Origin of the sequence: Corynebacterium aquatimens, assembly GCF_030408395.1 — a bacterium.
GTDB classification, from domain to species: Bacteria; Actinomycetota; Actinomycetes; order Mycobacteriales; family Mycobacteriaceae; genus Corynebacterium; species Corynebacterium aquatimens.
On record NZ_CP046980.1, the window covers coordinates 2,016,363 to 2,028,908 of the forward strand.

Consider the following 12,546-nt stretch of genomic DNA (forward strand, 5'->3'; position numbering starts at 1 on the left):
CCTACTTTCACTTTACTGCGATTGCGTAATTTTCTCGAAACTCCTCTGCGAACTGCTGTATCGCGGTCGAATTAGAATCGAGCCAGAACTTTACGACTGTTTCCCTGAGACTAACTGGGATTCGGTTGTACCACTGTTTATAGACCTCCCCGCCAGTACAACCCTGGAAATCATCCATATCCATCATTGTGGAGTAACTGACGTTCATTTCGTCGAGTTCGGAGTTCGAATAAAGAACACACTCAGGGCCCTCTTGTTCATAGAAAGTAAACATCTGTTCTTCGATTGGCTTTTCGCCAGGTAGGAACATTATGCTCCTTTCTCCCAAACGGAAGCGATCATCGGCGTTTAGACAGAGGTTTGCCTGAGGAATCTGTTTTTGTATCTCGGCAGGATCTTTTACCGCAACATCAGGATCGAGAACAACCAGTGCCGAACCAAGTAGATTCGGGTAAGCATTGAACATGGCCAGAATTTGAGTCCACCCTAAACTACTATCGCACACTTCTACAGGACAATCTGCAATGTGGTGCTCATGGATAAGTCTAAAAACCAACCCTGCTACACCGTCTTCTAGGAATACTCTTGGATTCTCTCGAGAAACGCCATTGACTATTTCATTATTTAGGTCAGCTTCCACGCGCCGAAACGACGGATTATCGAGAACGTCTATGCACCCATCCTTTCTTCGCAAATAGCACAGTCTTGTGAAATCGTTTTGCGGAGAACAGACCTTTAGAACTTGCTGAATCAAATACAACGAGTGGGTCGTGAAAACTATTTGAAAACCGCAATCTCTCGATACTTCAGTTAGAAATTTGTATAGTTTTTCTTGAGCAACCGGATGCAGGGTTGCATCAAGTTCGTCAATAAGAAGAAGTCCGCCTGACCAAGCGTCACCCATTTGTTGCTTAAGCCGTTTGAAACTCAACGCGCTTAGAACGATCTGCCCTACGTTATCTTGACCTGCCGAATTCGCGGTGAAACCGTAATTTTCTGTCTCGATTGGAACGCCTTTCTTTCTTGGGGCTTCCGCAATGGTTAATTGAGCCAGGCTTTCTATGGAATCTTGGAGACCGAGAATTCTTTTGTAAACCGATGAGTACTCAGCCAAGATGTCCTCAGTTAGCTTCTTCTTTGTCGCGAGATACTCGTCAGTTTCGCCTACAGGAAACAATCTAGAGAGACCTAAATAGTAAGTTGGCCACTGTAGTTTTCTTTCATTCCGATCCGGCCGCCCGGCTTTCTTGGGAATCAGTCTGAACCGAGTACGCGGATCTTCGGTTCTCGTCAAAGTGGATGTATCACCGACATTCGATGGCTTGTTGGGCTTTTGAAGAGCGGTTCGAAAACTTAGAATGCCAGTGGGAGGAATGTTCTTGATCGCTAAACTATCATCCTCTTTAAAAGCAATATTGACGATCCCCCCTGTAGCATCAAAACCCGGATCGTAGGTCAATACTTCTGACAACTCCGTAGAAAAACCGTCACCGTTCAAATGAACGCCTAGCTGTTTAGGGAGATGACCGCAATTCCCGAGGGCAGCCAAGATTGTCGATTTTCCGACCCCATTGTGCCCGGCAATGGCGGTTACCCCTCGACCTAGATAAAGCTTCGTTGCGGGTTCTGTAAAAGCTCGAAGCTTACTTATCTCAATCTCGCTAATGTACATTCCTAGAACCTTTCACGCACACGGAACTTCCACGTGAATGTAAACTCTAATCCGAAATAGTAGACCCCATGAGACTATGGAATATAGTCAACCCACCGCTAATGCTGAATTGCAGAAGCAAGCGCTGCTCTTGGCAGCCACAAACCCCCAAGAGCGGCAACATTCGAGAAAGGGGAAAGTCTAAACGGCTTTTCCCTCGACGCGCTTGGTAATTCCCTCAGCGTCGAGCTACTGGATGCTCATGGCCGGCTCGGAGGTGAAGCCGACGCAGGAGCAATTGATCCCGCCAAGTACGTTAGGATGCTCGCCGGCCTCATCGTCATCGGCGAGCATCAAATCGGCGGTCCCGGATCAAAGGGATGTTGTAGCCAGCTCCTCAAGGGATTCATCCCATCAACCCTTGGGATCAGACTTTAACCGAGCGCGATCATGTGCTCGTTTGCATCGGCACGAGCTGTCAAGTATTAACTTTCGTCCCACTGAACAGGATCCTACAGAACAGCCACTATTTCCACCTACCCGAAGATCAAACATAGATTCGATCTATTTGCAAGTCTTAGCTGACTGCTCGCTATTATTCTGAGTGACCCTTTGCCATTGAGCATTCCCTTAAGCAAACGCGCCGCGTCGAGCAAAACAAAGTAAGGATAGTAATGAACAGCAAGGACGACTGTAAGGATCTCACACCGCCTCCGCTGGGAACGAGTGCAGATGTATCAATAGACGAGTTACACCTAGCAGCACAAATCGACGCTCTACACCAGCTTATCTATGCTCGGGGCGGACTGAACTCGACTAATGCCGCCATTGAAGAGGTAGAGAAGCTCATTTACCTGCGTTACTCATCCCTCATTGAACCTGATATCTATGCTCAGCAACAGCTAGAAGCCAGTGCAGTTTTCTCCACCCCTCAAGATCAATGGCCCCTTATACCGAAGCTTAAAAATATGTTTTCGATTGCCCAAAGCAACTCGAAACTCAGAATGCTTCGACCAGACGGTACGGAGGAGAGTTTATGGCCTACTGACGAGCCATTCCGATTAGCTAACGAAGCGATCACCACAGAAGCAATTCAACTAGTGAATGACATAGTCAGCCACAAAGATGAGATAGCCGATCCCATTGGTACAGCTTTCGATGCATTTCTGAGTGGTCGATACGATCATTCCGGAGGCCTAGGGACATATTTAACCCCCAGTTCAATCGCTCGGTTCATGGCAGAAATCGCTATTTCACTGTCGGACCGAAGCATTCTAGCTGACAATGAACACTTGCTTATTGACCCATTTTGTGGAACTGGTCGATTTCTCATCGCTGGATACCAAGCTTTGACTGATCGCGAATGCGCCAATCTGCGACCAAAAGCAACATTGGAAAGGATCGTAGGAGCCGATCAATCCAGCTCCGCAATTTCAAAGAGCGCACTCAACCTAATACTCTACGGCGCATCGTCGCCCCAAACTTTTGTTATAGATGATTCCATCGGAGGCGACACCCTCGATTCTTTCGCCGGAAAGTTTTCGCTGGTTCTGACCAACCCACCTTTTGGAGGAGGGAAATACGACTCCTCCAAGGGAATTAAACTCACACAGAAGTACTTTCCCACGATTTCAAGCTCCAGAATCGACCCAGCCATCGGTGGAATTGCGAGAGGTCTTGAACTTTTAACTGAAAACGGCGTAATGGCCATCGTTCTCCCTGACGGGGTAGTAAACGGTAAGCATTTTCAGAGCTCCTTGCGCGACAACCGGTTTGAGGTGGTCGCTTCCGTTTCGCTGCCCACATCGACCTTTTCTTTGTCAGGCACGGTAGCGAAAACCAGCGCCGTATTTATTCGAAAGTCTGCTCAGAACCCGTTCGTTGTATTGGCGCGCGCCGAACACATAGGCTTTATCAGGAAATCCGGAAAAGCCATTGCAGATCCAGACGGTAACGATATTCCAGCTCTAACGTCGCAGATCAAAAGCATATTACGCGAAACTCATCCCAAGGATTCATTGCGCGTGTATTCCAAGCAACCTCTTGTGGCATCCGTGCCCCGCAACGGACTATCGACCATCGACCCAAACCGGTTTGATTCAGCAGCGCTGGAGGCACGCAACATAATCGTACGAGAGGGTGGAGTACCTTTAGGAAGTTTTGGCAACACTGTGAAAAAGCGTTCCGCGAGAAAGGACACAGGCAAGTTTCCTTTCGTATCAGTGCTACACGTCGATACCTACGGCACAGTCGATTGGGCGCAGGTCAATTCTTACCATCCAGTTACTTCAGGTCAACTAGCTGAATCTAACGATTTGCTAGTCTCGCTCCTGAACCCCTCCAAGCTTCGAGCCGCCGTTGTCCCTTCGCATATTGCGACTATTGAGTGCTCTTCTGAGTTTGGCGTTTTTCGAGGATTCGAGTTTCCATACGCAATTCTCGCTTTACTTCACGACCCAGCAGTCGCCATCCAGCTGCGACCACTGGGCGCCGGAACCTCGAGCTCGCGTCGCCGAATATCACCACAAGATGTTCTTGACCTCATGGTGCCGAAGCAATCTCGAGATCAAATGGAAAAACTTGACGGTGAGGTGCGGGAACACATCACCAACGTTGAGCAGTCCAGACTCGCGCTCCACGATCTAGCCCAAATCAGTCTGCTTTAGCTACCGATAGAATTTCACGCTGAGTTACCTGGTCGAGTTTGTCTTCAGCTTCTTTCTTGAGAACTAGAGGAAACCTGTCGGGCAGGACTGCTACATCAACAACGAGATCACCGACCGCCGTGTAAGTTCTCGTACCTTTTCCCCGATTCACGAAGGCCACCGGTTTCGTACGCCCTTGAACGGGGAAGAGCCGCTCTGGCAAACCCACATTCCAGTAACGTGAATGAGAACCATCAACTCCGACCACAATGCGGTAATCGAATACCAGAATGTCGGTGAAGTCGAGATTACCGGTCTTGTTCGTAACGAAATTATCATCATAACCAACCGGTGGATGAAGCTGCAGGTTATAAGTTCCCCCTTTCTTGTTCCTGTTGTACTTGAATACCAGGTCACGCCATGCCAGATCGTTTTGAACATCGACGCACCAGGTACGCACTCGCATCTCTGGTGGAGCCCCTGCTTCAGCTGAGGCGGTACGGTCTGCCAATAGGTAGATCAGATACGGAGCCTCTAAATATTTCTCCGAGCTAGTCTTCACACCGCGTTTCCGGTTTTTAGCGTCCGCATCGGCGGTGCCCATATTATGGTTCCACCGTGGGGTATCTACACCAGAAATATTCGCCGCCGACTTAACTTCACTGCCGTCAATTAGATCGTCACCTTTGCCCCTGAACCCCTGGCCGGGGATGCCAGTAATTATTGAAGCGACAAACTGGGCAATGTAGCCAGTGTCAATTTGCGCCGTTTGGCCCGTTAATGAAGCCCACTTTTGGAGAAGCCGATGTTGGCCTACAAAGAAATCGTCAAACAGCTCTTCCAATAGCTTAATACGCTGCTCGGTAGTTAAGTCGCCAAGAACCTTCGCTCTTGATTCGTTACCCTCAGCAATCGCCTTTTCAACTTCCTTTTTCACCACCACATCGTATCAGGAGCGAATAACGCACTTCACTGCAAGTAAGTTGCTATAACAAAACCGCCTCGGCTGCCGATTTCCAGCTGCCGAGGCGGTAAAACGCGAACGAAAAGCTTCCTTACGCGTTCTTCTCCTCGACGCGCTTGGTTGCTTCCTCAGCGACGAGCTCCTGGATACCCATGTCGAGCTCGGAGGTGAAGCCCACGCAGGAGCAGTTGATCTCGCCGAGGACGTAGGTGTCCTCGCCGGTCTCGTCGTCGTCAGCGAGCATGAAGTCCGCGGTCCAGATCAGCGGAATGTTGTCGCCACCGAGGTTCTCGGCGATAACCGGGCGTGCCTCGGCGAACATGTCGACGAGCTCCTGCCACTCTTCCGGCTTCTGGTAGGTGTACTGAGCACCGGAGAACAGGGTTGCGGAGAATGCGTCGCCGCCAGCGGCCGGCTTCTTGTGAACAACGAAGACCGGGTGCGGGCCGACCAGGAGGATGCGGATCTCACCCTCGACGATGCGCGGCATGAAGCGCATGTCAACGAGCATGCCGTTGTCGCCGATGATGTACTGGTCACAGAAGTCCATGAACTCGCCGAGCTCGCGGTCCTCGGTGTGGTTGTCCACGGCCTCGGTGCACTTGAGCTTGGTGTCCAGCGGCAGAGCGGTGCCCGGCTCGACGGAAGCGGCCAGCTCCTCGTCAGCGAGGCGCACGCGCCAGATGCCGGAACCGGTGGAGCCGCGGTTCTGCTTCAGAACGCGCTCGCCGTAGGACAGCGAGGTCGGGAAGGTCTCGTGGAAGGACTCGACGTCGTAGTACGCGGCGGTGTCTTCCGGAACCAGGTCGGTCTTGTTCAGCTTCACCAGGGCGTCCTTTGCGCCGTAGGAGACCATCTCCTCCGGGGTGGACATGCCGACCAGGCCAGCCTCGGACAGGCGGGTGAGCAGGTCGAAGTAGCCCTTCTCGCCGCCAGGGATGTTGCCTGGGTTCACACGGGAGATGTACGCATCGAAGTTGTTGGACACGTACTCGAACAGGTCCTCGGTCCACTCGGGGCGGAAGTAGACGACCTCGGAGTGCCAGCCCTTGTCCTTGATCGCGTTGACGATCGGCATGGTGTCCTTGCGGTGGCCGTCGATGTACTTGTCAGATCCGCCCTCGACCTCGAAGACGACGATTGCCTTGTGCACGAGTATCCCTTTCAGATAGAGAAATGAAGAAAAATTCAGTTATGCACTCCCGAGATTAAGGCGATTCAAAGGACCGCGCAGGCCCAAATGACCATTAGTAATAAAGGTCACAAATAGATAACTGTCCTTGGGTGCTATCACCGCAGGTAACGTTGAAAGCATGGGCATTGAGCTGGACCCCTACCCGCAGTTTCAGGAGTACGCGCACCCGGAGAAATTCGTCTCCGCGTCGTGGCTTTCAGCACGCCTGGGCACACCGGGCCTATCGGTCGTGGAGTCTGACGCGGACTCGTTTTTGTACGACATCGGCCACATCCCCGGGGCGGTGCGGATCAACTGGCACAAGGACCTCAACGATGACACGGTGAGGGATTTCATCGACGGTGAGGGCTTTGCCGCTCTGATGGATTCCAAGGGGATCACCCGGGACGACACCGTGGTTCTTTACGGGGATCAAAACAACTGGTGGGCTGCGTACACGGCGTGGGTCTTTGAGCTCTTTGGCCACCCCGATGTCCGACTGTTAGACGGCGGTAGGGACGCGTGGATGGCGGAAGAGCGGGATACGTCCTACGCGGTGCCGGAGAAGGTGACGGAGGGGTACCCCGTCGTTAAGCGTGCGGAGGCTCCGCTGCGCGCGTACGTTGATGATGTCCGTGCGGGAGGGGCGACGCTGATTGATGTGCGTGGCCCTGAGTTTTTCAGCGGGCATGAGGGGGACTTAGGCGAGAGTTCCGGAGGGCTGCGGTCTGGGCACATCCCGGGGGCGGTGAATTATCCCTGGGGAGCTGCGGTTCACCCAAACGGCAGGTTCAAGGACCGTGCCGCGATCGCGGCCGCTTTTGAAGGGATCGATCTGGACAACCGGTTGATCACTTACTGCGGGGCTGGCCAATCTGCGGCGCACACGTGGTTCACCCTGCGCTACGTGTTGGGCGCTAAGCAGCCAGCGTTGTATGACGGGTCCTGGTGCGAGTGGGGAAACATGGTGCGTGTCCCCATTGAAAAGAGTCCTAATTGATAACGTAGGGACTTGTGATCACCAAAGTCCTTATTGCAAACCGCGGCGAAATTGCCGTCCGCGTCATCCGCGCGGCCAAAGACGCCGGATACAAGTCCGTAGCTGTATACGCAGAACCGGATTGTGACTCGCCTTTCGTGGAACTTGCCGACGAGGCTTTCGCCCTGGGCGGGACGACGGCGGCGGAGAGCTATCTCGACTTCGACAAGATTATCGGCGCTGCCAGGGCCTCCAAGGCTGATGCCATTCACCCTGGTTACGGATTTTTGAGTGAGAACGCCGACTTCGCGCAACGCGTTATCGACGAGGGATTGACCTGGATTGGCCCTCCCCCGGAGGCTATTGCGAAGCTGGGTGACAAGGTGGAAGCCCGCGCGATTGCACTCAAGGTTGGCGCACCGATGGCGCCGGGCACCACGGATCCGGTGGACAACGCGGACGACGTCGTGGCGTTTGCGGATGAGCACGGCCTGCCGATTGCGATTAAGGCTGCGTACGGCGGTGGCGGGCGCGGTATGAAAGTTGCACACACGCGCGAGGAGATCCCGGAACTGTTTGAATCCGCGACCCGCGAGGCCGTGGCGGCTTTCGGCCGCGGTGAATGCTTCGTGGAGCGCTACTTGGACCGAGCCCGCCACGTCGAGGCCCAGGTGTTGGCGGACCAGCACGGCAACGTCGTGGTCGTGGGCACGCGCGACTGCACCCTGCAGCGCCGCTTCCAGAAGCTCGTAGAAGAAGCCCCAGCTCCCTTCTTGAGCGATGAGCAACGCGCGTCCATCCATGAATCTGCGAAGGCCATCGTCAAAGAAGCTGGCTACTACGGCGCCGGCACGGTGGAGTACCTCGTGGGCTCGGATGGTTTGGTGTCCTTCCTTGAGGTCAACACCCGCCTTCAGGTGGAGCACCCCGTGAGCGAGGAAACCGCGGGAATCGACCTTGTGCGCGAGCAGTTCCGCATCGCGAACGGCGAGACCCTGCGCTTGACTGAGGATCCGGCACCGCGGGGCCACTCGATTGAGTTCCGCATCAACGGTGAAGATCCCGGTTCGAATTTCATGCCCGCGCCCGGTACGATCAGCGAATACGTTGAGCCATCGGGCACGGGTGTCCGCGTGGATTCCGGCGTGCGCTCCGGCAACGTCATCGGTGGTCAGTTCGATTCGATGCTGGCCAAGTTGATTGTCACCGGCGAAGACCGCAACGAGGCTTTGCAGCGCGCGCGACGCGCCCTCGACGAATTTGTTGTGCGTGGGTTGCCGACGGTCATTCCATTCCACAAGGTGGTCATCAACGACCCGGCCTTCATCGGTGATGAGAACGGGTTTGACGTCTACACACGCTGGATCGAGGAAGAGTTTGATAACCAGATCGAGCCGTACAACGACGTTGATGATGCCGAGGAACCCCTGGCAAACCGCACCTACGCGGTAGAAATTGATGGTCGCCGCATTGAAGTTGCCCTGCCGGCGTCCTTGGTGATCGGCAACGGCTCCAAGCGCAAGTCGAAGAAGCGCCGTGGCGGCGGCGGTGCGGTATCGGGTGACGCAGTGCCCTCCCCCATGCAAGGCACCGTGGTCAAGGTCAACGTGTCCAACGGGGACGCCGTCGAAGAAGGCGACGTTTTGTTGGTGCTCGAAGCAATGAAGATGGAAAACCCGGTCAAGGCCCACAAGTCCGGAACCGTTACTGACTTAGCCGCCGTCGAGGGTGAACAGGTGAACAAGGGCGCGGTACTGCTGGAGCTGAAGTAGCGTGCAGTTCACCCTGGTGCCAGCTACGGAATCCGACAGGACGTACCTTCGCCGGCTGGACTACCTCGCGGACGTTTTTGGGGATGAGTCCCGGCGGCGCATCGGGCAACTAGACAGCGTGGAGGCTTACGTTCTTCGTTGGGATCCGCGGCGCGATGGCGGGTTCATTGCGTACGACGACGAGCTGGTTCCCGCTGGCGGGGTGTGGTTGCGTTACTGGGAGCCGCACGATACCTACACCAAAGCGAACCTTGGCCCGCAGATCCCCGAGCTGTGCATCGCAGTGGAAAACCGGTCACACGGACATCGGTTGGGCAGAACGCTGCTTAAAGCTGGCTGCGACCTGGCTCGGGAGCAGGGCGCGACCACCATCGCGCTCCACGTCGAGCCCGGCAACGACCGCGCGCGCTACGTGTATGAGCAGTTCGGTTTCATTCAATCCGACCATCACCCCGAGGTGATGGAGATGGATCTGCGCTAAACCACGGCGGGCGCGGCTGCGTATTTATCCATCGCAAAGACGTCGTCATTATCCCCAATCAATGACTGTTCGTGGGTAACGAATCCGCAGGCGATGCCGCGTTGGTCAACGAGAGTGCGCAGTAGTTCGACGATGTCGCGAGAGCGGGCGGAATCGAGGGCGGCCGTAGGTTCGTCGGCAAGCACGAGCTCTGGCTCCCCCATGAGGGCACGGGCGATTCCAACGCGCTGGCGTTGACCGCCGGAGAGTGCGTTCATGGTGCGGTCGCCGAGGCCGTCGAGGCCGACGGCTGCTAAGAGTTCGTCCGCCCTGTCCTTGCGCGGCTTGATTCCGCGAATGTGGTCGGTGACCAAAAGTTGATCGCGCACGTTGAGCGCGGAGATGAGGTTCGGCTGCTGGAAGATCATGCCGATGTGGTCGCGGCGCACGGCATTGGTGATGGTCTTTCCACCCAGCGTCGCGGTGCCAGAGTCCGGGGTGATCAAGCCAGCGGCGACGGAAAGCAGGGTGGACTTACCGGAGCCGGATTCACCGACGATGAAAGTGAGTCGCCCGGGTTTGGCGGTGAAGTTGATGTTGTCTAACACCGTGCGGCGCTCTTGGCCGTCCTGGAAGGACACGGTGACGTTGCGTAGTTGAAGTACAGAGTGCATTATGCGACACCTCCGAGTGCGCTTTGCGGGTTGACTTTGGTGATAGAGCGGGTGGCCAGTACTGCGCCGATCATGCCGAGAGCCCAGACCGCAGCGGGTGGTACGGCGATGACGCGGGCGGAGAGAGTGAACGGAGCGACACCAGCCATGGCCATGCCCGCGGCAAGGGCGGCGAGGCCACCGAGGATGACCCCGATTGCGAGGAGCAGCGCGGACTGGCCGAGCGCGTCTTTGAGCAGATAACGGTTAGAGGCGCCGATGGCTTTCAGAATCGCCAGGTCGCGGGTGCGCTGCATGGTCCACACGGTGAGGAAGGCGATGATGACCAGGGCCGCGATGGCGTAGAGAGAACCCTGGATGAGCTGCAGCGAGCCCTGCTCCGAGGAGTATGCCGGCAGGCCGTTGAAGGAGTCCTTCAGATTCATCCCTGCGTTCGGATCTTTGGAGAGCAGGACAGTTCCATCCGCTTCGGTGTGGAATGCATGCTGCCAGGTTTCAGTGGGCACCCAGACGACTGGGGTGTGGGCGAAATAAAGGTCATCGGTGACGGCGTCGACCCTGGTGGAGGCGCCGCCAAGTCGAATTTCCTCGTCGGGGCTCAAGTTCAACGATGCGGACGCGACCGCGCCGTCGCCAAGCGTGTGGCCCCCGGGGAGCTGCGTGCCGCGCGGCAGCGACAGCACGGCGACGGACTCATCCGCGCCGCCGGTGCGCTGCACCAGGGTTTGGCCGGTCCCCAGCGGGGTCACGTCGGCTCCGTTGGCATCGGAGACGCTCATGCGTGAGGTGGTAAAGCTCGGCTTGGCCTGGTCATCAAAGATCACTGACTGAGGTTCAAGCGCTTCTAAAGCCGAGGTGTTCTGCTTACCTAAACCGGAGGTCAGCCCGGTGAGAACCACAACGAGGAGGGTGATGAGCGCGACGGTGCCCACGATGAGCCCGAAGCGCCCCTTGGCTTTGAAAATTTCCCTAATTCCTACGAACATGGGTCTATTGTCGCCCTGACCTGCGGGTCTATTCATCGGGCCACCGGTTGAATTTGGAATCGACCGATCGGTTGATTGGCGGGTTGATAGTCTGGCGCGCATGACGTCACACCGGATCCTGACCACCCTGCGCGTGAGTGTTCACGTGCTCGTGGCGCTGCTGCTGGCCATTGGTCTCGCCGGTGTGGTAGCGCAACGCGATTGGCTCGCGGTAGCGTTAGCGGGAGTTTTCGCGGGGGCGTATCTGTTTGGCACGTTACGCCACCACCGCGGCCTAGTGCATTCTCCCCGCGTGTCGGCGGGCTGGCTGGCAGTCATTATCGCGCTGTGGGTGGCACTCAGCGCGCTGTCGGCTTCCTTCGTGTGGCTTGAGTTCCCGTTGGTGATCCTCGCGTGTTTTCTCTTGCCCACCTGGTCAGGGCTGATGGTGACGGCCGGGCTCTTGGCGTACACACTGTCGGTCACGGTGCCCGACAGCGGTATCGGGGGGCTCATCGGGCCGGTGATTGGCACGGTGTTGGCTATCGGCATCGTTCACGCCTACCAAGCGCTTCGCGGTGAGGCGGAGCACTACCGGCAAGTGGCCGCAGATTTGGAAGCGGCGCAGTTGGAGCTCGCTGCGGTAGAGCACGCGGCTGGCCGCGCGGAAGAACGGGAGAGGTTGTCCCGGGAGGTCCATGACACTATGGCCCAAGGTTTGAGTTCAATTGTCTTGCTCAGCCGGGCTCTAGATAAAGAGCTGGATAAAGAGCTGGAATCGCCGCGCGCGCGTGAGATTCTCACCACGATCGCTCAGACCGCATCCGATAACCTGGCGGAAGCGCGTCGCTTTGTAGCTGCGGGCGTGTCCAAGGAGCCACTGACCGCGCGAATTGATCGGCTCGCGCGCGCTGCGCAGTCCCGGCAAAAGGCGCTCGGTGTCGGCCTTGAGGTGCGGGTGAATGCGGTTGACCTGCAGGAACCAGCCGCGTCCGTGGCAGAACGCGTCGTCCGGGAAGGCCTTAGTAACGTCGTGCGTCACGCGGGGGCGACGCTGGCGGTGGTGACCGTCGATAAGCTTGAGCTCGAAGCGACCGTTGATGTCTACGACAACGGGCGCGGAATCAGCGGGCCGGAGGGCTATGGGCTCAAGGGCCTGCGTGCGCGAGTCGAAGAAATCGGCGGGGAATTGACTGTGGAAGGTAACGTCCTTGCTGCGTCGCTGCCGCTCGTCGTCCCGAAGGAAGAACATTAAAAGAGGA

At 56.3% G+C, this 12,546-nt stretch carries 10 protein-coding genes and 1 pseudogene; 5 read left to right on the plus strand and 6 right to left on the minus strand.

From position 1 onward, the window contains the following. Window positions 1-7: 7 nt before the first annotated feature. The gene (locus tag CAQUA_RS09165) at window positions 8-1,672 is read right to left on the minus strand and encodes an AAA family ATPase (protein WP_196825399.1); all 1,665 of its coding nucleotides are present in this window, start codon (window positions 1,670-1,672) and stop codon (window positions 8-10) included. 228 nt (window positions 1,673-1,900) lie between these two features. After that, window positions 1,901-2,042, minus strand: a pseudogene (locus tag CAQUA_RS11290) (Cj0069 family protein); the annotation flags it as partial. Window positions 2,043-2,325: 283 nt separating this feature from the next. Between CAQUA_RS11290 and CAQUA_RS09170 the strand changes: the two are divergent. Further along, window positions 2,326-4,317, plus strand: a complete 1,992-nt coding sequence (locus CAQUA_RS09170) for an HsdM family class I SAM-dependent methyltransferase (RefSeq protein ID WP_196825398.1) — start codon at window positions 2,326-2,328, stop codon at window positions 4,315-4,317. Here CAQUA_RS09170 and CAQUA_RS09175 read toward each other — a convergent pair. Next, window positions 4,304-5,233, minus strand: coding sequence for a MamI family restriction endonuclease (locus CAQUA_RS09175; RefSeq protein ID WP_196825397.1), 930 nt, complete (start codon window positions 5,231-5,233; stop codon window positions 4,304-4,306). The two genes, CAQUA_RS09170 and CAQUA_RS09175, sit on opposite strands and share 14 nt — an antisense overlap. 118 nt (window positions 5,234-5,351) lie before the next feature. Beyond that, on the minus strand, window positions 5,352-6,413 hold the full coding sequence (locus tag CAQUA_RS09180; protein ID WP_196825396.1) for a Cj0069 family protein: 1,062 nt from the start codon (window positions 6,411-6,413) through the stop codon (window positions 5,352-5,354). Window positions 6,414-6,573: 160 nt separating this feature from the next. Between CAQUA_RS09180 and CAQUA_RS09185 the strand changes: the two genes are divergently transcribed. Genes CAQUA_RS09185 through CAQUA_RS09195 form a run of 3 tightly spaced genes read left to right on the plus strand, consistent with a single transcriptional unit; the run spans window position 6,574 to window position 9,666 of the window. Beyond that, on the plus strand, window positions 6,574-7,434 hold the full coding sequence (locus CAQUA_RS09185; protein WP_196825395.1) for a sulfurtransferase: 861 nt from the start codon (window positions 6,574-6,576) through the stop codon (window positions 7,432-7,434). A gap of 17 nt (window positions 7,435-7,451) precedes the next feature. Further along, complete coding sequence (locus CAQUA_RS09190; protein ID WP_196825728.1) at window positions 7,452-9,185, plus strand: acetyl/propionyl/methylcrotonyl-CoA carboxylase subunit alpha; 1,734 nt, start codon at window positions 7,452-7,454, stop codon at window positions 9,183-9,185. A 1-nt stretch (window position 9,186) separates the two neighbouring features. Continuing rightward, entirely contained in the window at window positions 9,187-9,666 is a 480-nt protein-coding gene (locus CAQUA_RS09195) for a GNAT family N-acetyltransferase (protein WP_196825394.1), read from the plus strand. Here CAQUA_RS09195 and CAQUA_RS09200 read toward each other — a convergent pair. Together CAQUA_RS09200 and CAQUA_RS09205 are read right to left on the minus strand one after the other, a co-directional pair. Next, a complete protein-coding gene (locus tag CAQUA_RS09200) occupies window positions 9,663-10,319 on the minus strand; it encodes an ABC transporter ATP-binding protein (RefSeq protein ID WP_196825393.1) in 657 nt (218 codons plus the stop codon). The genes CAQUA_RS09195 and CAQUA_RS09200 overlap by 4 nt on opposite strands. After that, the gene (locus tag CAQUA_RS09205) at window positions 10,319-11,305 is read right to left on the minus strand and encodes an ABC transporter permease (RefSeq protein ID WP_196825392.1); all 987 of its coding nucleotides are present in this window, start codon (window positions 11,303-11,305) and stop codon (window positions 10,319-10,321) included. The genes CAQUA_RS09200 and CAQUA_RS09205 overlap by 1 nt, the downstream gene beginning before the upstream one ends. A gap of 100 nt (window positions 11,306-11,405) precedes the next feature. Here CAQUA_RS09205 and CAQUA_RS09210 point away from each other — a divergent pair, with 100 nt between their 5' ends. After that, a complete protein-coding gene (locus CAQUA_RS09210; RefSeq protein WP_196825391.1) occupies window positions 11,406-12,539 on the plus strand; it encodes a sensor histidine kinase in 1,134 nt (377 codons plus the stop codon). The last annotated feature ends 7 nt before the right edge of the window (window positions 12,540-12,546 follow it).

Coding starts and splice junctions, on each gene's coding strand:
- CAQUA_RS09165 (WP_196825399.1), bottom strand. CDS start 1,672: ATGTACATTAGCGAGATTGAGATAAGTAAGCTTCGAGCTTTTACAGAA.
- CAQUA_RS09200 (WP_196825393.1), bottom strand. CDS start 10,319: ATGCACTCTGTACTTCAACTACGCAACGTCACCGTGTCCTTCCAGGAC.
- CAQUA_RS09210 (WP_196825391.1), top strand. CDS start 11,406: ATGACGTCACACCGGATCCTGACCACCCTGCGCGTGAGTGTTCACGTG.
- CAQUA_RS09185 (WP_196825395.1), top strand. CDS start 6,574: ATGGGCATTGAGCTGGACCCCTACCCGCAGTTTCAGGAGTACGCGCAC.
- CAQUA_RS09205 (WP_196825392.1), bottom strand. CDS start 11,305: ATGTTCGTAGGAATTAGGGAAATTTTCAAAGCCAAGGGGCGCTTCGGG.
- CAQUA_RS09170 (WP_196825398.1), top strand. CDS start 2,326: ATGAACAGCAAGGACGACTGTAAGGATCTCACACCGCCTCCGCTGGGA.